Consider the following 23,321-nt stretch of genomic DNA (forward strand, 5'->3'; position numbering starts at 1 on the left):
GGTGGTGACCGTCGCGGTGCCCGCGGGGACCACAGCCGACCGACTGACCGTCGCATTCACCGGGCAGCTGATCCGGATCGCCGGCCGGCTCAGGTGAGCCGGATGACGACCTGCTCGTTGTCCATGGTGTACCCCTCGTAGCGAAACCCGAGCCCGGGGCGTGCCGCGACGTACTCCTGCCAGGCCCGCGCCTCGTGGGCCTCCCACCCCGGGTAGTTGAAGAACTCGTCGAACACGATGACGCTGCCCGGCCGCAGCCGCGGCCCCACCAGGTCCAGCACGGTGACCGCGGAGCCGTAGAGGTCGGCGTCGACGTGCAGGAAGTCGACGGGAGCGGGGTGCGTGGCCAGGAAGCCGGGCAGGGTGTCCTCGAACAGGCCGACGACCAGCTCGGCACCGGGGACCTCGGGGGGCTCGCGGACGTCGAACGTCCCCGCCCGGAAGCCGGGCCGCCAGGTCTCGGGCAGGCCGTCGAACGAGTCGAAGCCGTAGACGTCACCGCCACGGGCGGCCACGATCGCCGCGAGCGTCGCTCCGGTGTAGACGCCGAACTCCAGCGCCATCGACCCGGCCGGGGCGCGCGACAGCGCGTACTCCAGGGTGGCCCGCGGGTCTGGCAGGCTCACCGCCTCGGGCATCTCCCGCTGGAGGAACCGGGCGCTGGACGCCGCGGCCTCACGGTCCGCGGCGGCGAGCAGATCACGGCGGCTGCGGACCTCGGCCTCGCGCGTCTGGGCGACCGCCCGGTCGATCTCACGGCTGACCCGGTCCTCGACGCTCGTACGCAGTTCGTCCAGGTCCTTCCGCAGATCCGCGAGCTGCTCCGCCAGCTGGCGGGCGACGACCTCGTCGACCGCCCGCTTCAGCTTCCCGCGCAGCGCCTCGCGGATGCCCACGGGCTCCTCAGAGCTCGCGCGAGGCCCGCAGGCGGCCGAGCGCCTCCTCGAGGATGGCCGCACCGTCGGCGTCGCTGCGGCGCTCCTTCACATACGCGAGGTGCGTCTTGTACGGCTCGTTGCGCGGCGGCGCGGGCGGGCTCTGGTTGTCCCGGCCGGCCGGGAGCCCGCAGCGCGGGCAGTCCCACGATTCCGGGATCTCCGCCTCGGCGGCGAAGGAAGGCTTGGTCTCGTGCCCGTTGGAGCAGTAGTAGGAGATCCGCTCGCGCGGGGCGGTCTCTCCACGCTCGGACTCACCCATCGGTCCGGCGCCCACCCGGGTGCCGCGGATCGCGTTGCCACCAGCCATCGCCATGCCTCCTCAGACCCCGACCTTGACCAGCATGCCGGTGCCGACGATCGCGATCAGCCAGATCGCCGCCACGAACAAGGTGAGCCGGTCCAGGTTCTTCTCCACGACACTCGAGCCGGACAGGCTGGACTGCACGCCACCGCCGAACAGGCTCGACAAGCCGCCGCCGCGACCGCGGTGCAGCAGGATCAGCAGCACCATCAGGATGCTCGAGACGATCAGCACGATCTGTAGGGCGAGCTTCATCCCATCCTCATTCGCTCGGGCCCGCCAGGGTACCCGCGACCGCTGGCCCATTCGTCCCGGGTTGTGCATACATCCTGGCCGGAGGCCCGGGACCGTTCGTCGACGGCGAGCGACCGCCCACGGTCCCGGACCCTCCGATTGTCTACGGCAGCGGACCGCCCGCAGCGATCGCGCAGATCTGGGCGAACTCGTCGGCGTCCAGGCTCGCGCCGCCGACGAGCGCGCCGTCGACGTCACGCTCGGCGACGATCTCGCCGATGTTCTTGGCCTTCACCGAGCCGCCGTACAGGACCCGGACACCGCCGGCGAGCTCGTCGCCGTACTTCCCGGCGATCGTGGCACGCAGCGCGGCGCAGACCTCCTGCGCGTCGGCCGGGGTCGCCACCCGCCCGGTGCCGATGGCCCACACCGGCTCGTAGGCCACCACGAGGCTCTGCGCCTGCTCCGGGGTCACCTTCTGCAGTGCGGCCGACAGCTGGGCCGTGGTGTGCTCCACGTGCCGGCCGGCCTCGCGCACCTCCAGCCCCTCCCCCACGCACAGCACGGGGGCGATCCCGTTACGGAACGCCGCACGCACCTTGGCGTTGACGATCACGTCGTCCTCGTGGTGGATCTCCCGGCGCTCGCTGTGACCCACGATGACGAACCGGCAACCGAGCTTGGCGAGCATCGGACCGGACACGTCACCGGTGTAGGGCCCGGAGTCGTGCTGCGACAGGTCCTGGGCGCCGTGCACCATCAGCAGCTTGTCGCCCTCGATGAGGGTCTGCACGCTGCGGATGGAGGTGAACGACGGGAAGACCGCGACGTCGACCTTGTCGTAGTACTTCTCCGGCAGCGCGAACGCGAGCTTCTGGACGCACGCGATGGCCTCGAGGTGGTTGAGGTGCATCTTCCAGTTGCCGGCGATGAGCGTCTTGCGGGCCATTACTGCTCCAATACGGACAGGCCGGGCAGCGACTTGCCCTCCAGGTACTCCAGCGACGCCCCGCCGCCGGTCGAGATGTGCGAGTAGGCCGCCTCGTCGAGCCCCAGCGCGCGGACCGCGGCCGCGGAGTCACCGCCTCCGACCACGCTCGTGCCGGCCTTGGTCACCGCCTCCGCGACCCCGCGCGTCCCGGACGCGAACGGTGCCATCTCGAACACGCCCATCGGCCCGTTCCAGAACACCGTGGCCGCGCCCTCGAGCACCTCGGCGAACCGGGCGACGCTGTCGGGCCCGATGTCCAGGCCCAGCCGCCCGTCCGGGATCGCGTCGGCGGCGACGACCGCGGTCTCGGCGTCGGCGGCGAACCGGTCGGCCACCACCACGTCGGTCGGCAGCACGATCTTGCCGCTCTCCAGGAACCGGCGGCAGGTCTCGACCTGGTCGGCCTCGAGCAGCGAGTCACCGACCCCGTGGCCCAGGGCCTTGAGGAAGGTGAAGCACATCCCGCCGCCGACCAGCACCGCGTCCACCCGCGGCAGCAGGGCGGTGATCACGCCGAGCTTGTCGGAGACCTTCGAGCCGCCCAGCACGACGACGTAGGGCCGCTCGGGGTCCCCGGCCAGCTGGCTGAGCACCCCGACCTCGGCCTGCACGAGCTGACCGGCGTAGGCCGGCAGATCCTGCGCGACGTCGTAGACCGAGGCCTGCTTGCGGTGGACCACGCCGAAGCCGTCGGACACGAACGCGCCGTTCTCGCCGGTCAACGCGACCAGCTCGGTCGCCAGTGCGGCGCGCTCGTCGTCGTTCTTCGACGTCTCGCGCGGGTCGAACCGGATGTTCTCCAGCAGCACCACGTCACCGGCCGCCAGGCTCGGCGTGCCGTCGGCGAGCTGCACGAGCCGGACCGGCGCCCCGAGCAGCTCGCCGAGACGGGCCGCGACCGGCGCCAGCGAGTACTTCGGGTCCGGACCGCCCTTCGGCCGCCCGAGGTGCGCGGCGACGATCACCTGCGCACCGGCGCCGGACAGCTCCTGGATGGTCGGCACCGAGGCCCGGATGCGGCCGTCGTCGGTGATGTTCCCGGCGTCGTCGAGGGGGACGTTGAGGTCCGAGCGGACCAGCACGGTCCGCCCGGCGACGCCCTCGCCGATCAGGTCGGCCACAGTCTTCATGACGCGGCTCAGAGCTTCGACGCGACCAGTGCGGTGATGTCGACCAGCCGGTTCGAGTAGCCCCACTCGTTGTCGTACCAGCCGACGATCTTCACCTGGTCGCCGATGACCTTGGTCAGGCCGGCGTCGAAGATGCACGAGTGCGGGTCGGTCACGATGTCCGACGACACGATCGGGTCCTCGGTGTACTTCAGGACACCCTTGAGCGGGCCCTCCGCGGCCGCCTTCATCGCCGCGTTGATCTCCTCCGCGGTGGTCTCCCGGCCGACGGTCGCGGTGAGGTCGGTGGCCGAACCGGTGGGGATCGGCACCCGCAGCGCGTAGCCGTCGAGCTTGCCCTTCAGGTGCGGCAGGACCAGCGAGATCGCCTTGGCGGCGCCCGTCGAGGTCGGCACGATGTTCAGCGCGGCGGCACGGGCCCGGCGGAGGTCCTTGTGCGGGCCGTCCTGCAGGTTCTGGTCCTGGGTGTAGGCGTGGATCGTGGTCATCAGACCCTTCTCGATACCCACCAGGTCGTCGAGCACCTTGGCCATCGGGGCCAGGCAGTTCGTGGTGCAGGACGCGTTCGAGACGATGGTCTGCGAACCGTCGTAGGCGTCGTCGTTCACACCCTTGACCACGGTGAGGTCCTCGCCGGTGGCCGGGGCCGAGATGACGACCTTCTTCGCGCCGGCGTCGAGGTGCTTCGCCGCCGCCTCGCGCTTGGTGAACAGACCGGTGGACTCGACCACCACGTCGACGCCCAGGTCCTTCCACGGCAGCTCGGCGGGGTCACGCACCGCGAGGCCCTTGAAGCCCTTGCCGTCCACGACGATCTCGTCGTCGGTCGAGGTCACCTCGTAGGGCAGCCGGCCGAGGATCGAGTCGTACTTCAGCAGGTGGGCGAGCGTCGCGTTGTCCGTGATGTCGTTGACCGCGACGATCTCGATGTCACTCGTGCCGGCCGCGCGCTGGGCGTCCACCGCCCGCCAGAAGTTGCGGCCGATCCGCCCGAACCCGTTCACGCCAACCCGCACCGTCACGCGTGCCTCCTTGGAGTCATCCATCGTCCTCGTGGAACCGCGAGTCACCCTATCCCCCGGCGGTGGCCCCGGCAGGAGCGGACGCCGGATGACCTGCGCCGACTTCGTCACGATGTGTCCGATACCGCACCGCCGGTGACGGGACCGCTCCGCCCGTGATCGACATCCGGGCAGCACGGACCGCGGTCGGCGCGGCGAGTACCTACCGGACCGGGAGCATCCCCGCCCGGACCTCCCGACCGCCCACCTGATCGGCGACCCGCCCACCCTGATCGGCGTCCCGGCGGCCCCGGCCGCGATTCCCGCGGCTACAGCCCCCGGAACGGCGATCACGCTCCGACCGGGCCGGACCGGACCGCCCGGGCCCCGGCGAGGCGCCGAGGCATCAGGTCTCCTCGAGCATCTCCGCGGTCACGGCCGACTCGGTGTCCGGGATGCCCAGGTCGGCGGCCCGCTTGTCGGCCATGTGCAACAGCCGGCGGATCCGGCCGGCCACCGCGTCCTTCGTCATGGGCGGGTCGGCCAGCTGGCCGAGCTCCTCCAGCGAGGCCTGCGTGTGCTCGGCGCGCAGCCTGCCGGCGGCGAGCAGGTGCTGCGGCACGTCGTCGCCGAGGATCTCCAGCGCCCGCTGCACCCGCGCCGCAGCGGCCACCGCGGCCCGGGCGGAGCGGCGCAGGTTGGCGTCGTCGAAGTTCGCCAGCCGGTTCGCCGTGGCCCGGACCTCGCGACGCATTCGCCGCTCCTCCCAGGCCAGCACCGACGAGTGCGCGCCCATCCGGGTGAGCAGCGCGCTGATCGCGTCGCCGTCGCGCACGACCACCCGGTCGGCCCCACGCACCTCCCGCGCCTTGGCCGTGACCCCGAGCCGCCGGGCCGCGCCGACCAGTGCGAGCGCCGCCTCCGGGCCGGGGCAGGTCACCTCCAGCGCGGACGAGCGCCCCGGCTCGGTGAGCGAGCCGTGGGCCAGGAACGCGCCCCGCCAGGCCGCCTCCGCGTCGGAGACGTCACCGGACACGACGGGCGGGGGAAGACCGCGCACCGGGCGGCCACGGGCGTCGAGCAGGCCCGTCTGGCGGGCCAGCCCCTCACCGTCGCGCACCACCCGGATCACGTACCGGGCACCACGGCGCAGTCCGCCCGCGGTGATCACGTGCGCCTCGCACGTGTGCCCGTAGAGCTCCTGGATCTCGCGCCGAAGCCGCCGGGCCACCGAACCGGTGTCCACCTCGGCCTCGATCACCACCCGGCCACCGACGATGTGCAGCCCTCCGGCGAAGCGGAGCAACGATGCCACCTCGGCACGGCGGCACGACGCCTTGGTCACCGTCAGGCGGCTGAGCTCGTCCTTGACCGCCGCCGTCATCGCCATCGCAGGGCCCTCCCAAGGGGGATCAACACAGAAACGACCTGCGCTGGAGGGTTCGCCACCGTCATGTCCTCCTCTCGACGGCCCCCGGACGGGCGGGCGCGGAGTGCTGGGTCCCCGCCCGCATCGTCGCGGGCGGCGTCAGCACGGCGCGCAGCGCCTCGGCCAGAGCCGTCGGATCATGTCTCGGCACCGCAGGGTCCGCCGCGGCCACGGGGGCCAGGTGCACCCTCCCGTCGGGCAACAGCATGTTCCGCGCCGCCCGGTCCAGCCGGTGCGGCACCGGGACGGCGGCCACGTCGGCGAGAACCGCGTGGACCCGCAGACCCGGAGCGTGCTGAGAGAGTACGGCCAGGTGCTGTTCGGGCGAGAACCCGGCGGTCTCCCCCGGCTCCGGGGCCAGGTTGAGCACCACCACCCGGCGGGCCGGCGTGGTCATCACCGCATCGCGCAGCTCCGGGACCAGCAGGTGCGGCAGCACGCTGGTGAACCATGACCCCGGCCCGAGCAGCAGCACGTCGGCCTGCCGGACGGCCGCGACGGCCTGGGCGCACGCCGGGGGGCGCTCGGGACGCAGCCACACCCGCCGCACCCGGCCCGGGGTCGACGCCACGGCGACCTGGCCGCGGATCCGGTGCGGCCTGGCCGGGTCCTCGTCCAAGCCGGTCACGTCGGCCTCGATGTCCAGAGGCACGAGACTCATCGGCAGCACCCGCCCACGGACCCCCAGCAGTCGGCAGACCTCGTCGAGGGCGGCCACCGGGTCGCCGAGCACCTCCATCAGCCCCGCCAGCAGCAGGTTGCCCACCGCGTGCCCGGCCAGCGCGCCGGACCCGCCGAACCGGTGCTGAACCAGCCGGACCCACAACGAGTCCGCCGGGTCCGCCCACGCCGCTTTGTCGATGCCCCGGGACCCGCCGCCGGCCGCGCGGTCGGGGGCCGCGAGCGCCGAGACGGCCATCCGCAGGTCCCCCGGCGGCAGCATGCCCAGCTCGCGGCGCAGCCGCCCGGACGAGCCGCCGTCGTCGGCGACCGTGACGACCGCGGTGACGTCGGTGATCTCGTCAGGCAGCGAACGCAGTGCGGACAGTGTGGCGTGCAGGCCGTGCCCGCCGCCGAGCGCGACCGCCTTCACTCGCGCCCCAGGTCTCGGTGCGACACGCTCACCGCGACGCCCTCGGATCCGGCCAGCCGGCGCGCCAGCTCCTCGCTGATCGCGACGCTGCGGTGCTTGCCGCCGGTACAGCCGACCGACACGGTGAGGTAGCGCTTGCCCTCCCGGCGATAGCCGGCGCCGATCAGGTTCAGCAGCTCCAGGTAGCGGGTGATGAACTCCTCGGCACCCTCCTGGCTGAGGACGTAGTCACGCACGTCGCTGTCGCGGCCGGTGTGGTCGCGCAGCTCCGGGATCCAGTGGGGGTTGGGCAGGAACCGAACGTCGACGACGAAGTCGGAGTCCATCGGCAGGCCGTACTTGTAGCCGAAGGACAGCACGGTCACCCGGGTGACCGGAGCCAACTCGGCCCCGAAGGTCCGTTCCAGGGTGGACCGCAGCCGGGGAACCGACAGCGTCGAGGTGTCCACGACGAGGTCGGCGGTCTCGCGCAGCGGGCGCAGCAGCTCGCGTTCGGCGGCGATCCCGTCGGCCAGCCGGCCGTCACCCTGCAGCGGGTGGCTGCGCCGGACCTGCTCGAAGCGACGCACGAGTACCGCGTCGGTGGCCTCCAGGAACAGCAGCCGCGGCTTGTAGCCGCGGGTGTCGAGGTCCTTGATGACCGCGCCGAGGTCGGCCGAGAATGCCCGGCTGCGCACATCCATGACGACCGCGATCCGGGTGACCTCGCCGCTCGCCCGGGCCCCGAGATCGACCATGGTGGCGATCAGCTCGGGCGGCAGATTGTCGACGACGAACCAGCCGAGGTCCTCCAGCACCTTGGCCGCGGTGCTGCGGCCGGCCCCGGACAGTCCGCTGACCAGCGCGACCTCGATTCCCTGCGCCGTCGGAGCGGACGCCCCTGTCGACTCCGGATCAGTCATCGGCTCTCCCCCGCGGTCCGGCCCGCCGGCTGCTCCGGAGCGGGCCCGTTGAGCGCCGCCAGCACCGCCGCGGCGGTCCGCGGCCCGAACCCGGGCACGGCGGCGATCTCGTCGGCGTCGGCGGCCTTGAGATTGCGGACCGACCCGAAGTGCTTGAGCAGCGCCTGACGCCGGGCCGGCCCGAGACCGGGCACGTCGTCGAGCTCGGAGGCGGTCATCCGGACCGAGCGGCGATTGCGGTGATAGGTGATCGCGAAGCGGTGCGCCTCGTCGCGGACCCGCTGCAACAGGTAGAGCCCCTCGCTCGTCCGCGACAGGATGACCGGGTCGGGCTCGGCGGGCAGCCAGACCTCCTCCAGCCGCTTGGCCAGCCCGCACACGGCGACGTCGGTGACGCCGAGCTCGGCGAGCACGTCCGCGGCCGCCTCCACCTGCGGCTGGCCGCCGTCGACGACGAGCAGGTTCGGTGGGTAGGCGAACTTGCGCGGCCGACCGGTGGCCGGGTCGATCCCGGGGCGGGCGGTGTCGGGCGAGGCGGTGGCCGGGGAGCTGATGACCGGTCCTTCGGCCTGATCACCTGCACCGTTACCGCCCGCGGCGCCGGTGCTGTCCGTGGCCGGTGCCGCGGCGGTGTCGGCCCCGGTCTCGGCCAGGTAGCGGCGGAACCGGCGGCGGACCACCTCGGCGATGGCGGCGACGTCACCGCCGGACGCCCCGCCCCGGATCTCGAAGCGGCGGTAGTCGGACTTGCGGGCCAGCCCGTCCTCGAACACCACCAGCGAGGCGACCACGTCGGTGCCCTGCACGTGGCTGACGTCGACGCACTCGATGCGCAGCGGCGCGGAGTCGAGCCCGAGCGCGTCCTGGATCTCCTGCAGCGCCGCCGACCGGGCGGTCAGGTCGCCGGCCCGGCGCAGCTTGTGCTGGGTGAACGCCTCCGCGGCGTTGCGGGCCACCGTCTCGGCGAGCGCCCGCTTGTCGCCGCGCTGGGGCACCCGCAGCTGCACGCGGGAGCCGCGCAGCCCGGACAGCCACTCGGCGAGCGCGTCGGCCTCCGGTGGCAGCTCGGGGACGAGGATCTCCCGCGGTACCGGTTGCTGAGCGTCGTCGGCGGCCCCCGCCAGGGCGGCCTGCTCGCCGTAGAACTGGGTGACGAACCGCTCCACCAGCGCGGCGGTGTCGGTCGGCTCGACCTTGTCGATCACCCAGCCGCGCTGGCCGCGGACCCGGCCGCCCCGGACGTGGAAGACCTGGACGGCGGCCTCGAGCTCGTCGTCGGCGAACGCGACGACGTCGGCGTCGGTCCCGTCGCCCAGCACGACGGCCTGGCGCTCCATCGCCCGGCGCAGCGCCCCGATGTCGTCGCGCAGCCGCGCTGCCTTCTCGAACTCCAGGGACTCGGCCGCGGCCTCCATCTGACGCTCCAGCTGCCGCACCATCCGGTCGGTGCGCCCGGAGAGGAACTCGCAGAAGTCCTCGACGATCTCCCGGTGCTGCTCGGCGTCGACGGTCCCGACGCACGGCGCCGAGCACTTGTCGATGTAGCCGAGCAGGCACGGCCGGCCGATCTGGCCGTGGCGGCGGAACACCCCGGCACTGCACGTGCGCGCGGGGAACACCCGCAGCAGCAGGTCGAGGGTCTCCCGGATCGCCCAGGCGTGGGCGTACGGGCCGAAGTAGCGGACGCCCTTGCGGCGTGGCCCGCGGTAGACGTGCAGCCGCGGGTAGTCCTCGTTCATCGTGACCGCGAGCACCGGGTAGGTCTTGTCGTCGCGGTAGCGGACGTTGAACCGCGGGTCGAACTCCTTGATCCAGTTGTACTCGAGCTGCAGCGCCTCGACCTCGGTGCCGACGACGGTCCACTCCACCTTCGCGGCGGTGGTGACCATCTGCCGGGTCCGCGGATGCAGGTTCGACAGGTCGGCGAAGTAGGAGTTGAGACGGCTGCGCAGGCTCTTGGCCTTGCCGACGTAGATGACGCGGCCGATCGGGTCGGAGAAGCGGTACACCCCGGGGGCCTCCGGGATGGATCCCGGGGCCGGGCGGTATGTCGACGGGTCGGGCATGACCCCTCCAGCGTAGAACCGGGCCCCGACGACCTCGCCTCCCCCGTCCCGTCCGAAGTCGCCCGCGAAGGTGTAGTGGGCGTGGCTTGCCGATTCTGTCCGGCAGGCCTGGTAGGAACTGATTCGTCCGAACATCGGTTCGAAGGGGGACCGCGATGAGCGCGACGTTGGACCGCATCCGCAAGCTACTCGCCAAAGCCGAACGGGCGGGCACCGAGGCCGAGGCCGAGACCTACAACGCCAAGGCCGTCGAGCTGATGGCACGGCACGGCATCGACGAGGCGCTGCTCGCCGCGGCCGTCCCGGGGCGCGACGACATCGGCATGGTGCGGATCGCGATGGAGGACCCGTACAGCGCGGGCAAGGCACGGCTGCTGGGCTGGACGGCCGCGGCCCTGCGGTGCCGCTGGGTCATGCACGGCGCGTACAGCGGGAAGGTCCAGGCGGTGACCGTCTTCGGGTTCGCATCGGACCGGGAGCGGGTGGAGCTCCTCTACACCTCGCTGCTGCTGCAGGCCACCACCCAGCTCGTGCGCCGCCGCCCACCGCGGGCGGGCGAGTCCGTCGCCGCGTACCGCCGGTCCTGGCTGCACGGCTTCGCGGCGCAGGTGCACGAGCGGCTGCGCGACGCCGAGCAGGCGGCGGCGTCGGCGGCCGAGCAGGCCGGCGGGCCCGGCAGCACCGCGCTCGTGCTGGTCGACCGCGAGGCCCGCGTCGACCGGGCCTACGCCGAGGCGTTCCCCAACCTGGGCCGGGCCCGTCGCTCCACGCTGTCGGGTTCGGGGTTCGCCGACGGCGCGGCGGCCGGGCGCCGGGCCGATCTCGGCCGGGGCGCGGTGGCGGGGCGGCGCCGCGCAGTGGGCGCGTGAGCCCGGGGCCGGTGTCAGGCGGGCAGTGCGAGCAGCCGGTCGACGACCTCGTCGACGCTGTCCGCGTGCACGTGCGGCGCTTCGATGGTGCAGGGCACGCCGCCTTCGAGCCGGGTGGCGAACCCGCCCATCAGGCCGGCCCGGATCGCGCCGTGCACGTCCCAGCTGTGCGCGGTGACCATCGCGACGCGCTCGGGTTCTGCGTGTACCCGCTCGCAGGCCAGCAGGTAGGCCTCGGCCGCGGGGCGGAAGGCACGCAGATCGTCGCTGGAGACGGTGCCGCGCAGGTAGGTACGCAGGCCGGCCCGGTCGAGCGCGGCGGCCGTACCCCGGTCGCCGCCGTAACCGAAGGCGTAGACGGGGACCTTGGCCTTGGCCAGGGTGACCAGCGCGAACTCGACGTCGGGATGCGGGGGCAGGCTCCGGAAGCCGTCCAGGACGTGGTCGAGCGCCTCCTCGGAGAGCTTGTGCCCGGTGGTCGCGCGCAGCGCCTCCCGCGCCTGCGGCACGAACCGCGTGTGCGGGCCGGCCAGCGCGAGCGCGATCCCGTCGCGCATCGCCCGCGCGACGAACAGGTCGCTCTCGTGTTCGGGGCGGCCGACGTCGACGAACCGCCCCCGCAGCGAGTCGAGCCGGACCATCGTGTCGAAGACGTCCAGCAGCACGACGCGGGGACGACGGTCAGCGGCGCGCCTGAATCGGGGCACTGGCGACTCGGCCGCGGCCATCGGCACCTCCCACCTCACAGCTGGGGCCGGGGTCTGCTGATCGATCCAGACCAGCAGCGTACCGGGCCCGTTACCGTGGGTCATGTTCGTCGAGGCGAACGCAGTGCAGTCGATCGATCGGGGCCTACAGCGCTGAGCGGTGTCACGCCCGCGGCGAATGCGCGGGCCGCGATCCCCCGACCCGGGGACTCAGTCCCCTGCCCCGGCGGGACGCTCCGGCAAGGGGGTGAACGGTCGCTCCGGCCACCACGGGTAGAACGCCGGCACGTCGGCCGAGACCCGGTCGGGGAAACTCGCGGGGCGCTTCTGCAGGAACGCCTCGATCCCCTCGGCGGCGTCGGCGGAGAGCCCGCGCTCCGCCATGGCCCGCGAGTCGACGCGGTGCGCCTCGATCGGATGGTCGGCGCCCAGCATGCGCCACATCATCTGCCGGGCCAGCGCCACCGACACCGGTGCGGTGTTGTCCGCGATCTCGGCGGCCAGCGCGTAGGCCGCCTCGAGCAGTTCGTCCGCCGGGTGCACCGAACGCACCAGGCCGCCGCGCAGGGCCTCCTCGGCATCGAACACCCGGCCCGTGCTCACCCACTCCATCGCCCGGCTGATCCCCACCACCCGGGGCAGGAACCAGCTCGACGCCGCCTCCGGCACGATGCCGCGGCGGGTGAACACGAAGCCGAACCGGGCGTCGGCGGAGGCCAGCCGGACGTCCATCGGCAACGTCATTGTGGCCCCGACACCGACCGCGGGCCCGTTGATCGCACCGATCACCGGCTTCGTCGATTCGAAGATCCGCAGGGTGAGCCGGCCCCCGCTGTCGCGGTGGGCGTTGTCGGCGTTCGCCTGCGAGTAGTCGAAGGTGGAGCCGCCCCCGCCGAGGTCGGCCCCGGCGCAGAAGCCGCGGCCGGCCCCGGTCACCACGACGGCCCGGACGTCGTCGTCGGCGTCCGCGCGGTCGAACGCGTCGCGCAGTTCCTCGCCCATCCGGCCGGTGAACGCGTTGAGCCGGTCGGGCCGGTCCAGGGTCAGGGTGAGGACGCGGTCGGCGACCTCGTAGCGGATCTGGGAGTACTCGGCCACGATCAGGACTGCTCGGACGTGGCCTGCGCGCCGTCGGGGGAGGCCGCGGCGTACAGCGCCCGCACCGCCCGGATCCCGTCCACCGCGTACGCCCCGTCCACGGCCTGGATCGCGAGGATCGACAGGTACTCGTCGTCGGGCAGGTCCAGCCGCGCCCAGGAGGCGCCGTCGGGGAAGGCCACCCCGCGCACCTGGTCCCACGGCACGTGCCGGGTCACCAGGATGTTGCGCACCTCGATGCCGTCGGCGTCCGCGCGGACCCGCGGCCGGGCCAGCAACAGCACACCGCCCGCGACGAACAGGCCCATGAGGACCATCGCGATCTGGTCGGCGAGCCGGAAGAAGACCCCGGTGGGGCTGTTGCGCAGCAGCACGGCGATCACCGTGAAGAACACGACCGAGAGGACAGCGCACGCCCAGGCGACCCGGAGCACCTTCCGCGGCCGTACAGTCACCGCGGCGGCACCGGGGTTCCCGCCGCCGTCGCGGGGCGCCGCGGTCACGGCATCTCCCGCAGTCCACGCAACACCAGCGCGGTGTGCAGCGCGGCCACGCAGGCCTCGGTGCCCTTGTCCTCCGACGAGCCCGGCAGGCCCGAACGGGCGCGGGCCTGCTCCGGGGTGTCGCAGGTGAGCACGCCGTTGCCCACCGGGACGCGCTCGTCGAGGGCCACGCGGGTCAGCCCGGCCGTCACGGCGTCGCAGACGTACTCGAAGTGCGGGGTGCCGCCGCGGATGACCACCCCCAGCGCCACGACCGCGTCGTGGCTGCGCGCGAGCTCCTGGCAGACCACCGGCAGCTCGACGGTGCCGGGCACCCGGACGACGGTCGGCACGGCGCCCGCCTTCTCCGCGACCTCCAGCGCGTGCTCCAGCAGCGCGTCGGCCACCTCGGCATGCCAGCTGGCCGCCGCGATACCGACCCGCAGGCCGGCCGCCTGGGTCAGGTCACCGACATCGACAGGACGTCCTTCGCCGCTCATGGGGCCATTGTCCGTCCGGCCGCCCGGGCCGTCACAGCCCGGCCCCGTCGACCAGGTTCCCGGGGCCGGGTGCCTCGTCCAGATCGGGCAGGTCGTGGCCCATGCGGTCGCGCTTGGTGCGCAGGTAGCGCAGGTTCTCCGGGGTGGGCCGGACCGGCATCGGGACCCTGCCGGTGATCGTCAGGCCGTAGCCCTCCAGGCCGGCCCGCTTCTCCGGGTTGTTGGTGAGCAGCCGCATCGACTTCACGCCCAGGTCCACCAGGATCTGCGCGCCGATGCCGTAGTCGCGGGCGTCGGCGGGCAGCCCCATCGCGAGGTTCGCGTCGACGGTGTCGGCGCCGGCCTCCTGCAGCTGGTAGGCCTGCAGCTTGTGCAGCAGCCCGATGCCCCGGCCCTCGTGCCCGCGCATGTAGAGCACGATGCCGCGGCCCTCGGCGGCCACCGCGGCCAGCGCGGCGTCGAGCTGCGGTCCGCAGTCACAGCGCAGCGAGCCGAGCACGTCGCCGGTCAGGCACTCCGAGTGCACCCGGACCAGCACGTCGTCGCCGGTGCCCTCCGGGGTCGCGACGTCACCGACCACCATCGCGATGTGCTCGATGCCGTCGAGCAGCGAGTCGTAGCCGTAGGCCACGAACTCGCCGTGCCGGGTCGGGATGCGGGCCTGGGCCACCCGGACGATGTGCTTCTCGAACCGTCGCCGGTAGGCGATCAGATCGGCGATCGTGATGAGGGTGAGCTCGTGGTCCTCGGCGAACACCCGCAGCTCGTCGCCGCGGGCCATGTCGCCCTCGTTCTTCTGCGACACGATCTCGCACAGGGCGCCGGCCGGGCTCAGCCCGGCCATCCGGGCCAGGTCGACCGCCGCCTCGGTGTGCCCGGGACGGCGCAGCACGCCGCCCTCACGGGCGCGCAGCGGCAGCACGTGCCCGGGCCGGACGAGGTCCCTGGGCCCGGTCGTCGGGTCGGCGAGCAGACGGATGGTGTGCGCCCGGTCGGACGCCGAGATGCCGGTGGTGATGCCCTCCTTGGCGTCCACGGTGACGGTGAACGCGGTGCGGAAGCTGTCGGCGTTGGTGTGGTGCATGGGCGGCAGGTCGAGCCGGTCGCACTCGGTCTCGGTCAGCGCGACGCACACGTACCCCGACGTGTAGCGGACCACGAACGAGACGAGCTCCGGTGTGGCCTTCTCGGCCGCGAAGATCAGGTCGCCCTCGTTCTCCCGCTCCTCGTCGTCCATGACGACGACCGCCTTGCCGGCGGCCAGATCCGCGATGGCCCGCTCGATGCGCTCGAACCCGCCGGCCAGACCGGCCCCGGCCGCCATCGACCGCTCCGCGGCCGCGTCGAGCGCACCGCCTGTCGTGATGTCCACCGAGCTGTTCACTGGACCCGAGCCTCCTCACCGGAATCTCCGAGGTACCCGGCGGTCAACCGCTCGACGTACTTCGCGACGACATCCACTTCGAGATTGACGCTGTCCCCGGCCTGACGCACGCCGAGAGTCGTGTCGGCCAGTGTGGTGGGGATCAGGGCGACGGTGAAGCTCTCGCCGTCGGTGGCGGCCACCGTCAGCGACACACCGTCGACCGCGATCGAGCCCTTCTCCACCACGTAGCGGGCCAACTCCGGCGGCAGGCCGAACCGGACCTCGTCGCTGCGCTCGCCCGGGGTGCGGCTCAGCACGGTGCCGACGCCGTCCACATGGCCCTGGACGATGTGACCGCCGAGGCGACCACCGGCGGGCAGCGCGCGCTCGAGGTTGACCTTGGACCCGACCCCGATCCCGGACAGGCTCGACCGGCGCAGGGTCTCGGGGACCAGCTCGACGGTGAAGGTCCCGCCCGTCGCACCGTCGGGGTCGATCACGGTGAGGCAGACGCCGTTCACCGCGATCGAGTCGCCGTGCGCCGCATCGCTCGTGACCGTTTGCCCGCGCACGGTCAGTGCGACCACCTCGTCGGTGCGGCGGACGTCGATGATCTCACCGACCTCCTCCACGATCCCGGTGAACATCTACGCCGTCCCCTTCTCCTGCTGCTCGGCCACCGGCCGGGCGTCGACCAGCACGTCGGTGCCGATGCGGCACACGTCGTCAATCTGCAACCGTCGGATGTCCCCGATCGTTCCCACTCCGGCCTCGGCCAGCGCGGCCGGCCCGGCTCCGAGGAGCGCGGGGGCGAGATAGGCCAGCACCCGGTCCACCCGGCCCGCGGCGAGGAAGGCTCCCGCAAGCCGGGGGCCGCCCTCGAGCAGCACGTCGACCGCACCGCGCTCCCGCAGCGCACCGAGGACGACGTCCGGATCGTGGCTGCGCACGTGCAGCACGTCGGGGGCGTCCAGCTTCGATCCGGCGACCAGGTCGCGACAGCCGACCACGACGCGCAGGGGCTGCCGGGCCTGCTCGGTGCCGTCGGGGTTGCGGGCGGTGAGCGCGGGGTCGTCGGCCAGGGCCGTTCCCGTGCCGACGACGATCGCATCCATGGTGGAGCGCAGCGCGTGCACCTGCTCGCGGGCATCCGGGCCGGTGATCCACCGGCTGGTCCCGTCGGCGGCGGCGCTGCGGCCGTCGAGGGTCGCAGCGAGCTTCCAGGTCACGTGCGGGCGGTGGGTGCGCACGGCGTGCAGCCAGGCCCGCAGCGGACCGCGGGCCACCTCGTCGGCGAGCGTGCCGAGGGTGACGGCGACGCCGGCATCGCGTAGTTCCGCCGCCCCGCCCGCCGCGAGCGGGTTGGGATCGGGCAGCGCGGCGTGCACGGCCACGATCCCGGCGGCGATGAGGGCGTCCGTGCAGGGCGGGGTGCGGCCGACGTGCGCGCACGGCTCCAGGGTGACCACGGCGGTGCCGCCGGCCGCCCGCGGGCCGGCTTCGTGCAGCGCCACGATCTCGGCGTGCGGTCCCCCGGGTGGGGCGGTGGCGCCGACACCGGCGATCTCACCGGCGGCGTCGAGCACGACGCAGCCGACCGGAGGATTGGGGCTCGTGCTCCCGTGCACCTGCGCGGACGCCGCGAGGGCCCGGCGCATGGCCTGTTCGATCCGGGCCTCGGGGGTCCCGCTCCCCCCGGTCGGTCCGATCATCCCGACCACCGGTGCGGGGCGGCTGTGACCGCCTGCTCGCGAAGCGCCTGCACGGCACGCAGCGGGTCGTCGGCGCCGTAGACCGCGGAGCCGGCGACGAAACAGTCGACCCCCGCCTCCGCGGCGGCCTCGACGGTGTCGGCGTTGATCCCGCCGTCGATCTCGACGAGGACCTTCAGATGGCCGGTCTCCACCAGGCGCCGGGCGGTGCGCACCTTGTCGAGCACGCGGGGGATGAAGCTCTGCCCGCCGAACCCCGGCTCGACACTCATCACGAGCAGGGTGTCGTAGTGCTTGAGGGTCTCGAGGTGCGGCTCGAGCGGCGTGTCCGGCTTGACCGACAGCCCGGCGAGCGAGCCGGCGGCGCGCAGGTTCTTCGCCAGCCGCACCGGGTCGGCGGCGGCCTCCACGTGCACGGTGACGTTGTGCGCGCCGGCCTCGGCGTAGGCCGGCGCCCAGCGGTCCGGGTCGTCGATCATGAGGTGGCAGTCCAGCGGGATGGCGGTCGCCTTGAGCAGCGACTCGACCACCGGCAGGCCGATCGTCAGGTTCGGCACGAAGTGCGCGTCCATCACGTCGACGTGCAACCAGTCGGCACCCAGGCCGGGCTCGCCGGTCACCGCGTCGGCCTCGTCGGCGAGATGAGCGAAGTCGGCCGAGAGAATGCTCGGGGCGATCATCGGGTGCACCCACGCAGGTTACTGCGCATGCTCCGGAGGGTCGTGCCCCGATCCGCATCGGCGCCGGGGACGAGGACTGTCGGTGTCGTGCGGTTCACTCCGGCCATGACGAGCGGCGCGCTGTCCCTGGCCGACCTGCTGGCCGACGAGTCGCCCGCGGTCGCCGCCCTCACCCGCCGGCTGCGGGCCGTCGGGCAGGCGCGCATCCCGATCTCCGCGAGCGGGTCTACCCGGGCCGGCGCGGGCTCGGGTTCCACTACCCGGCGGGCGGCCAGGCGGCCGCGCTGGTCCCCGTGACGACGGCGTGGACGTCGGCTTCGAGCACGGCGCCGACCTGCCCGACCCGCACCGGCTGCTCGCCGGAGCGGGCCGGCGGCTCCGTCACCTGCGCTTCTCCCCGGCGCGACGGCGCCGACCGAGGAGCAGCTGATCGACTACCTGGATCTCGCGGTCGAGCACGCCCCCGCCGTCCGGTCGGCGCGCAGAGAACCGGCGGCGATCAACCGGTCCGCCGCAGCAGGGCCAGGAACATCGCGTCGGTGCCGTGACGGTGCGGCCACAGCTGCACCGTCCGGCCGTCGCCGAGGTCCGGGACCCCGGGCAGGGCCGCCCGGGCGTCGAGCTGTTCCACGGCCGGACCGTCGGCGCGCCGCCGCGTCACAGCCGTGACGACACCCACGGTTTCCGACAGGTGCGGCGAGCACGTGACATATGCCACCACCCCGCCGGGACGGACGTGACGCAGCGCCGCGGTGAGGAGCTCGCGCTGCAGTTTCGCGAGCCCGGCGACGTCGTCGGGACGGCGCCGCCAGCGCGCCTCGGGCCGGCGCCGCAGTGCACCCAGCCCGGTGCACGGGGCGTCGACGAGCACCCGGTCGAACACGCCGTCGGGCAGTGGGGCGGACCGCCCGTCGGCGGTGTGCACGGTGACCGGCAACCCGTCGACCGCGCGCCGGACCAGGTCGGACCGGTGCTCCGACTGCTCGACCGCGTCCACCGTCGCGCCGTCGAGCGCGGCCAGCCCGCCCAGCAGGGTCGCCTTGCCACCCGGGCCGGCGCACAGGTCCAGCCAGCGCCCGGTGTCGGGCCCGTCGAGTTCGGCCCGGGTGAGCGCGAGGGCCACGAGTTGGCTGCCCTCGTCCTGCACGGCCGCCAGCCCCTCCGACACGGCCTCCAGCTCGCCGATCTCACCGGCACCGGGGTCCAGGTGCACACCGTAGGGCGAGTACGGCGCCGGCTCGCCGCCCGTGACGAGCGCCAGCTCCTCGGCGGTGATCTCGCCGGGACGGGCGAGCAGGTGCACCGTGGGCCGGGCGTCGTCGGCGGCGAGCGCGGCGTCGAGCTCGGCCGCGCCGCGGCTGCCGAGGGCGTCGGCGAAGGCCTGGGCGATCCAGCGCGGGTGGGCGTGCGCGAACGCGCCGTGACCCACGGGGTCCTCCTCGGCCGAGGGCGCGAGCTCGGCCACCCACGCGGCCTCGTCGCGCTCACCGATGCGGCGCAGGATCGCGTTGACGAACCCGGCCGACCGGGAGCCGGCACGCCCACGGACCAGATCGACGGTGGTGGCCACCGCGGCGTGCGCCGGGATCCGGGTCCGCAGCAGCTGGTACGCGCCCAGCCGCAGCGCGTCGAGGAGCGGGGCCTCGACCCGGTTCAGCGGGCGGTCGGTGCACGCCTCGACGATCGCGTCGAGCAGGCCCTGCGCGCGCAGCGTGCCGTAGCCCAGCTCGGTGGCCAGCGCGGCGTCGCGGTCGCGCAACCGGTGACGGCGCAGGATCGCGGGCAACGCCAGGTTGGCGTAGGCGTCACGCTCGCGGACCGCGGTGAGCAGCTCCAGGGCGGCCTGCCGGGCCGGGTCGGCCTCCGGCGGGCGGCCCGGCCCCTGGCGCCCGCGCGGCGGGCCGGCGCCCCGCGGGCCGGCCGGCCGGCGCGGCTGGGACCGCCCGCCGTGGGACCGCCTGCCCCGAGGTTCGTGCGGGGCGCTCATCCCAGCACCTCCCCGGGCTCGATACGCACGCCGCGCGCCCAGTCCGGCGCCGGCATCGCCCGCTTGCCCACCGGCCGCACCTCACCGAGCTCCACCGGCACGGTCGCGGTACCGACGAGCACCCGGCGCTTCTCGGCCCGCAGCTCACCCGGCTGCAGGCTCACCTCTCCGGTACGCACCGGGCGCACCGGCCCGAGGCCGAGTCGCTCGTCGCGGAACGTCGCCCAGGCACCCGGCTCGGGGGTCACCGAGCGGATCAGCCGGTCGAGCGCGACGGCCGGGGCGGACCAGTCCACCCGCGCGTCGGCGACCGTCACCTTGGGAGCGTGCGAGACGCCGTCGGCCGGCTGCGGGCGGGCCTGCAGCGTGCCGTCGGCGATGCCGTCCATGGTCGCGGCCAACAGGCCCGCGCCCGACTGCGCGAGACGGCCGAGCAGCGCCCCCGCCGTGTCGGCCGGTCCGACCGTCTCGGTCACCACGCCGTAGGTCGGCCCGGTGTCCAGGCCCTCCTCCAGCCGGAACGTCGTAGCGCCGGTGACGTCGTCGCCGTGCCGGATCGCCGCCTGCACCGGGGCCGCGCCCCGCCAGGCCGGGAGCAGCGAGAAGTGCAGGTTCACCCAGCCCCGGGACGGGATGTCGAGCGCGGCGCGGGGCACCAGCGCGCCGTAGGCGACCACGGGCACACAGTCCGGGGCCAGCTCGCGCAACGCGTCGAGGAACTCCGGGTCCGACGGCCGGGCCGGGGTGAGCACCGGGATACCGGCTTCGTCGGCCAGCGCGCCGACCGGGGAGCGCATCAGCCTGCGACCGCGACCGGCCGGGGCGTCGGGACGGGTGAGCACCCCGACGACCTGGTGCCGCGGCGAGTCGAGCAGCGCGCGCAGGGACGGCACCGCAGGCTCGGGCGTACCAGCGAAGACCAGCTTCACCGGGCCTTCCCGAACAGCGGGTGCGGGCTGGTCTTCACGACCGGCTCGGGGGTGCCGAACCACTGCGCCGCGCGGATCTCGGCCATCGCCTGCCGACGCGTCTCGGGGTCGAGCCGATCGACGAACAGCACGCCGTCGAGGTGGTCGGTCTCGTGCTGGATGCACCGGGCCAGCATCTCACTTCCCTCGACCGCGACCGGCTCGCCGTGCATGTTCCAGCCGTGGGCGACGACGTGCAGGTGCCGCCGGCAGTCCCAGCTCAGGCCGGGGATCGACAGGCACCCCTCGGGGCCGACCTGCTCCTCCTCACCCACGACGTCGAAGGCCGGGTTGACCAGGTGCCCGGAGAATCCGTCGACGTCGTAGGTGAACACCCGCAGGCCCACACCGATCTGCGGAGCGGCCAGGCCGGCGCCGCCCTCGTCGTGCATGGTGTCGGTCAGGTCGGCGACGAGCTTGCGCAGCTCGGCGTCGAAGGTCGTGACCTCCACCGCCGGGGTGCGTAGCACCGGGTCGCCGAAGAGCCGGACGGGCTGGACGGACACAGGTCTCCTTAGACGGGGTCGGGATGGGAGTGCCGCACACACTCGGGGAGGCGGGCACTCGGCGCCGGCGGGCGGCGACCTTCGATTCTGCCACGCCACCCGTGGCGGCCGCGGTGCTCGACACCCGGCGGCGCCGGGACGCGGGACGAGGCCTGGGTGGTGGCCGCCCGCGGGGTCCCGGCCCGACCCCGCGCCCCGGCCGGCCGGCTCAGCCGATCTCCGCCGGATCCAGCCGCACCCGTACCGGTTCGGGAGCCTTACGTGCGGTCCGGGCCGCCTGCGCGGCGGCGAGGGCCGCGGCGAGCGCCCGGCCCTCGCTCCGCGGCACCCGCAACAGGGCCCGTTCCCGGACGCCCGGTCCGCCACGGTCTCCCGCCTCGCCCACCTCGGCACCGTTGATCTCGACCGGCCCGAGGACCTCGAGCCCGGTCGGCAGCCCGGTGGCCGCCAGCACCTCCGCCACCGCGTCCGGGCTGCCCTCGAGCGCCGCCATCCGCACCGTGGGCGGAAAACCCACCTCGGTGCGGGCACGAAGCTCCTCGGCGGCGTGCCCGGCCGGATCCCACCGGACCAGCGCCTGAACCGTCGGCAGCGCGGACTCGGCGACCACCACGACCCGGCCGCCCGCGGTGTGCGGCACCACCAGCGCCGCGGCAGTCAGCCAGCGGCGCAGCGTCTCCTCGGCCACCCGCAGGTCCGGGCGACTCAGCATGGCCCAGGCGTCCACGAGCAGGGCGGCGCCGTACCCGCCCTCGGCCGGGGGTTCCGCGCCGGGGGTCGCGACGACGAGCTCGGGCCGGGCCGGGACCTGCGAGAGCACCGCGGCGCCGCCCCCGGACGACCGGACGGTGGTGCCCGGGAACGCCCGGCCGAGCTCCTCCGCCGTGCGGCCGGAACCGACCACGCTGGCCCGCAGCCGGCGCGACCCGCAGGCCGCGCAGCGGAACACCGGCTCGGCGCGCCCGCACCACCGGCAGTGCGGCAGGCCCGCCGCCGCGGCGCCGTCGGCCCCGGATCCGCCTGCGGGCAGCCCGAGCGGGCCGGCGCAGTGCCGGCAGCGGGCGGTGTCGCGGCAGGCCGCGCAGGCCAGCCACGGGAGATAACCCGAACGCGGTACCTGCACCAGGACCGGTCGACCGGCGGTCAGCGCGGCGCGGGCCGCCTCGAACGCCACGCCGGGTAGCCGGGCGACCCGGGCGTCGGGGTCGCGGGCGAGCTGGCCGTCGGTCTCCCCGATCGCGGTGACGCGTGGCATGGCGGCGCGCACGGTCGCCCGGTCGGCCACCACCTCCCGCGCCCAGCCCGACTCCACCAGCAGCTGCGCCTCGGCCGTGCGCGCGTATCCGCCGACGAGCAACGCCGCCCCGGCTGCGTGCGCGCGCAGCACCAGCACGTCACGGACCTGCGGGTACGGGGCCCGGGGCTCGGCGTGGAGGTCGTCGCCGTCGTCCCACACGGCGAGCAGCCCGAGCCGTTCGACCGGCGCGAACGCCGCCGACCGGGTGCCCACGACGACCCGCACCGCTCCCCGCCGCACGGCCAGCCAGCGGCGGTAGCGCTCGGCCGGACCCAGCTCCGCGGTCAGCGCGACGACGCCGTCGGGCCCCAGCCGGGCCGCGCACGCCGCGTACAGCAGATCGACGTCGCGCTGGTCGGGCACCACGATCAGCGCACCGCGGCCCCCCGCGGCGGTGACCGCCGCGGCCTCCGCCAGCCGGTCGGCCCACGCTTCGCCCGGCAGCGCCTGCCAGACCGCGTGCGCGGCCCGCCCACCGCCGAGCGCGTCGAGCAGCGCCGGGCCGCGCGGGTAGCGACCCCAGCCGGCCCGGTCGACGAGCCCGACCTCGGCGGCCTCGCGCTTCGCGGGTTCCTCGGCCTCGACGCGGGCGTGCCGGGGCGGGACCGCGAGTCGCAGCACGTCGGCCAGCACCCCGGCGTAGCGGTCGGCGACGGATCGGCACAGGGCCGCGACCTCGGTGGTCAGCACCGGCTCCGGGGAGACGATCTTCTCCACCCAGGAGAGCCGCCCGGAGTGCCCGGACTCCGCGACCCGCTCCAGCAGGAACCCGTCCACCAGCCGGCCCGCGAATCGCACCCGCAGCCGCACACCGGGCACGGCCATGGCGTCGAGATGCTCGGGTATCCGGTAGTCGAAGGGGCGGTCCAGATGCGCGAGCGGGACGTCCACGGCGATCCGGCCGACCGGCAGTTCCGCCGCCGGCCGCCACTCCCCCCTGGTGCGGGCCGTGCGCGTCACGGACGCGGGTCTATCAGACGGCTTCACCGGGGCCCGCACCCCGGCCCCCGGCGAACCCGGGTACGGCGACATGGCCGGAGCATGACAGCGGGCACCGACGGTCC

The 23,321-nt window shown here is 74.2% G+C and carries 25 protein-coding genes; 3 read left to right on the forward strand and 22 right to left on the reverse strand.

Going from position 1 to position 23,321, the window contains the following annotated elements; translation table 11 throughout:
* Nucleotides 1-89 precede the first annotated feature (89 nt).
* The 10 genes from HF519_RS04610 to uvrC form a co-directional block, all read right to left on the reverse strand.
* Complete coding sequence (locus HF519_RS04610) at nt 90-896, reverse strand: class I SAM-dependent methyltransferase (RefSeq protein WP_312859897.1); 807 nt, start codon at nt 894-896, stop codon at nt 90-92.
* Between the two features lie 7 nt (nt 897-903).
* Entirely contained in the window at nt 904-1,245 is a 342-nt protein-coding gene (locus tag HF519_RS04615; RefSeq protein WP_169383539.1) for an RNA polymerase-binding protein RbpA, read from the reverse strand.
* A gap of 12 nt (nt 1,246-1,257) precedes the next feature.
* On the reverse strand, nt 1,258-1,494 hold the full coding sequence (secG, locus tag HF519_RS04620) for a preprotein translocase subunit SecG (RefSeq protein WP_169410394.1): 237 nt from the start codon (nt 1,492-1,494) through the stop codon (nt 1,258-1,260).
* A gap of 142 nt (nt 1,495-1,636) precedes the next feature.
* Entirely contained in the window at nt 1,637-2,422 is a 786-nt protein-coding gene (gene tpiA / locus HF519_RS04625; RefSeq protein ID WP_169410395.1) for a triose-phosphate isomerase, read from the reverse strand.
* Nucleotides 2,422-3,594 (reverse strand): phosphoglycerate kinase, encoded by a 1,173-nt coding sequence (locus HF519_RS04630; RefSeq protein WP_169410396.1) that lies wholly within the window; start codon nt 3,592-3,594, stop codon nt 2,422-2,424. The genes tpiA and HF519_RS04630 overlap by 1 nt, the downstream gene beginning before the upstream one ends.
* Nucleotides 3,595-3,602: 8 nt before the next feature.
* Entirely contained in the window at nt 3,603-4,616 is a 1,014-nt protein-coding gene (gene gap / locus HF519_RS04635; RefSeq protein WP_169410397.1) for a type I glyceraldehyde-3-phosphate dehydrogenase, read from the reverse strand.
* 385 nt (nt 4,617-5,001) lie between these two features.
* A complete protein-coding gene (gene whiA / locus HF519_RS04640; protein ID WP_169410398.1) occupies nt 5,002-5,985 on the reverse strand; it encodes a DNA-binding protein WhiA in 984 nt (327 codons plus the stop codon).
* Nucleotides 5,986-6,046: 61 nt separating this feature from the next.
* Nucleotides 6,047-7,117 (reverse strand): gluconeogenesis factor YvcK family protein, encoded by a 1,071-nt coding sequence (locus HF519_RS04645; protein ID WP_169410400.1) that lies wholly within the window; start codon nt 7,115-7,117, stop codon nt 6,047-6,049.
* The gene (gene rapZ / locus HF519_RS04650) at nt 7,114-8,019 is read right to left on the reverse strand and encodes an RNase adapter RapZ (protein ID WP_169410402.1); all 906 of its coding nucleotides are present in this window, start codon (nt 8,017-8,019) and stop codon (nt 7,114-7,116) included. The genes HF519_RS04645 and rapZ overlap by 4 nt, the downstream gene beginning before the upstream one ends.
* Nucleotides 8,016-10,085 carry an excinuclease ABC subunit UvrC gene (gene uvrC, locus HF519_RS04655; protein ID WP_169410404.1) on the reverse strand — a complete coding sequence of 690 codons (2,070 nt, stop codon included), beginning with the start codon at nt 10,083-10,085 and terminating at the stop codon, nt 8,016-8,018. Before uvrC ends, rapZ begins: the two co-directional genes overlap by 4 nt.
* Before the next feature lie 155 nt (nt 10,086-10,240).
* On the opposite strand from uvrC, the gene HF519_RS04660 reads away from it, so the two are divergent.
* Nucleotides 10,241-10,954 carry a DUF2786 domain-containing protein gene (locus HF519_RS04660; protein ID WP_169410406.1) on the forward strand — a complete coding sequence of 238 codons (714 nt, stop codon included), beginning with the start codon at nt 10,241-10,243 and terminating at the stop codon, nt 10,952-10,954.
* Between the two features lie 14 nt (nt 10,955-10,968).
* Here HF519_RS04660 and HF519_RS04665 read toward each other — a convergent pair whose 3' ends face one another.
* From HF519_RS04665 to rpe, 8 genes are all read right to left on the reverse strand, one after another.
* On the reverse strand, nt 10,969-11,619 hold the full coding sequence (locus tag HF519_RS04665; RefSeq protein WP_312859898.1) for an HAD family hydrolase: 651 nt from the start codon (nt 11,617-11,619) through the stop codon (nt 10,969-10,971).
* Between the two features lie 252 nt (nt 11,620-11,871).
* Nucleotides 11,872-12,759, reverse strand: coding sequence for a crotonase/enoyl-CoA hydratase family protein (locus HF519_RS04670; RefSeq protein WP_312859899.1), 888 nt, complete (start codon nt 12,757-12,759; stop codon nt 11,872-11,874).
* 2 nt (nt 12,760-12,761) lie between these two features.
* Nucleotides 12,762-13,262 (reverse strand): PH domain-containing protein, encoded by a 501-nt coding sequence (locus HF519_RS04675; RefSeq protein ID WP_169410410.1) that lies wholly within the window; start codon nt 13,260-13,262, stop codon nt 12,762-12,764.
* Nucleotides 13,259-13,741, reverse strand: a complete 483-nt coding sequence (ribH, locus tag HF519_RS04680; protein WP_169410412.1) for a 6,7-dimethyl-8-ribityllumazine synthase — start codon at nt 13,739-13,741, stop codon at nt 13,259-13,261. Before ribH ends, HF519_RS04675 begins: the two co-directional genes overlap by 4 nt.
* A 31-nt stretch (nt 13,742-13,772) precedes the next feature.
* Nucleotides 13,773-15,065, reverse strand: a complete 1,293-nt coding sequence (locus HF519_RS04685) for a bifunctional 3,4-dihydroxy-2-butanone-4-phosphate synthase/GTP cyclohydrolase II (protein WP_169410534.1) — start codon at nt 15,063-15,065, stop codon at nt 13,773-13,775.
* 56 nt (nt 15,066-15,121) lie between these two features.
* Entirely contained in the window at nt 15,122-15,754 is a 633-nt protein-coding gene (locus HF519_RS04690; RefSeq protein WP_169410414.1) for a riboflavin synthase, read from the reverse strand.
* Nucleotides 15,755-16,819: a bifunctional diaminohydroxyphosphoribosylaminopyrimidine deaminase/5-amino-6-(5-phosphoribosylamino)uracil reductase RibD gene (gene ribD, locus HF519_RS04695; RefSeq protein WP_169410416.1), complete on the reverse strand. Its 1,065-nt coding sequence runs from the start codon at nt 16,817-16,819 to the stop codon at nt 15,755-15,757.
* A complete protein-coding gene (rpe, locus tag HF519_RS04700; RefSeq protein ID WP_169410417.1) occupies nt 16,816-17,499 on the reverse strand; it encodes a ribulose-phosphate 3-epimerase in 684 nt (227 codons plus the stop codon). Before rpe ends, ribD begins: the two co-directional genes overlap by 4 nt.
* Before the next feature lie 105 nt (nt 17,500-17,604).
* Between rpe and HF519_RS04705 the strand changes: the two genes are divergently transcribed.
* A complete protein-coding gene (locus HF519_RS04705) occupies nt 17,605-17,796 on the forward strand; it encodes a hypothetical protein (protein WP_169410419.1) in 192 nt (63 codons plus the stop codon).
* A gap of 7 nt (nt 17,797-17,803) precedes the next feature.
* On the forward strand, nt 17,804-17,929 hold the full coding sequence (locus HF519_RS32175) for a hypothetical protein (RefSeq protein WP_281358418.1): 126 nt from the start codon (nt 17,804-17,806) through the stop codon (nt 17,927-17,929).
* 69 nt (nt 17,930-17,998) lie between these two features.
* Here HF519_RS32175 and HF519_RS04710 read toward each other — a convergent pair whose 3' ends face one another.
* The 4 genes from HF519_RS04710 to HF519_RS04725 form a co-directional block, all read right to left on the reverse strand.
* Nucleotides 17,999-19,486, reverse strand: a complete 1,488-nt coding sequence (locus HF519_RS04710; RefSeq protein WP_169410421.1) for an RsmB/NOP family class I SAM-dependent RNA methyltransferase — start codon at nt 19,484-19,486, stop codon at nt 17,999-18,001.
* Complete coding sequence (gene fmt, locus HF519_RS04715) at nt 19,483-20,415, reverse strand: methionyl-tRNA formyltransferase (protein WP_169410423.1); 933 nt, start codon at nt 20,413-20,415, stop codon at nt 19,483-19,485. Before fmt ends, HF519_RS04710 begins: the two co-directional genes overlap by 4 nt.
* Nucleotides 20,412-20,960, reverse strand: coding sequence for a peptide deformylase (gene def / locus HF519_RS04720; RefSeq protein WP_169410425.1), 549 nt, complete (start codon nt 20,958-20,960; stop codon nt 20,412-20,414). Before def ends, fmt begins: the two co-directional genes overlap by 4 nt.
* Nucleotides 20,961-21,168: 208 nt before the next feature.
* Nucleotides 21,169-23,289: a primosomal protein N' gene (locus tag HF519_RS04725; protein WP_169410427.1), complete on the reverse strand. Its 2,121-nt coding sequence runs from the start codon at nt 23,287-23,289 to the stop codon at nt 21,169-21,171.
* Nucleotides 23,290-23,321: the final 32 nt, after the last annotated feature.

This window comes from Pseudonocardia bannensis (assembly GCF_012911875.1).
GTDB lineage: Bacteria > Actinomycetota > Actinomycetes > Mycobacteriales > Pseudonocardiaceae > Pseudonocardia > Pseudonocardia bannensis.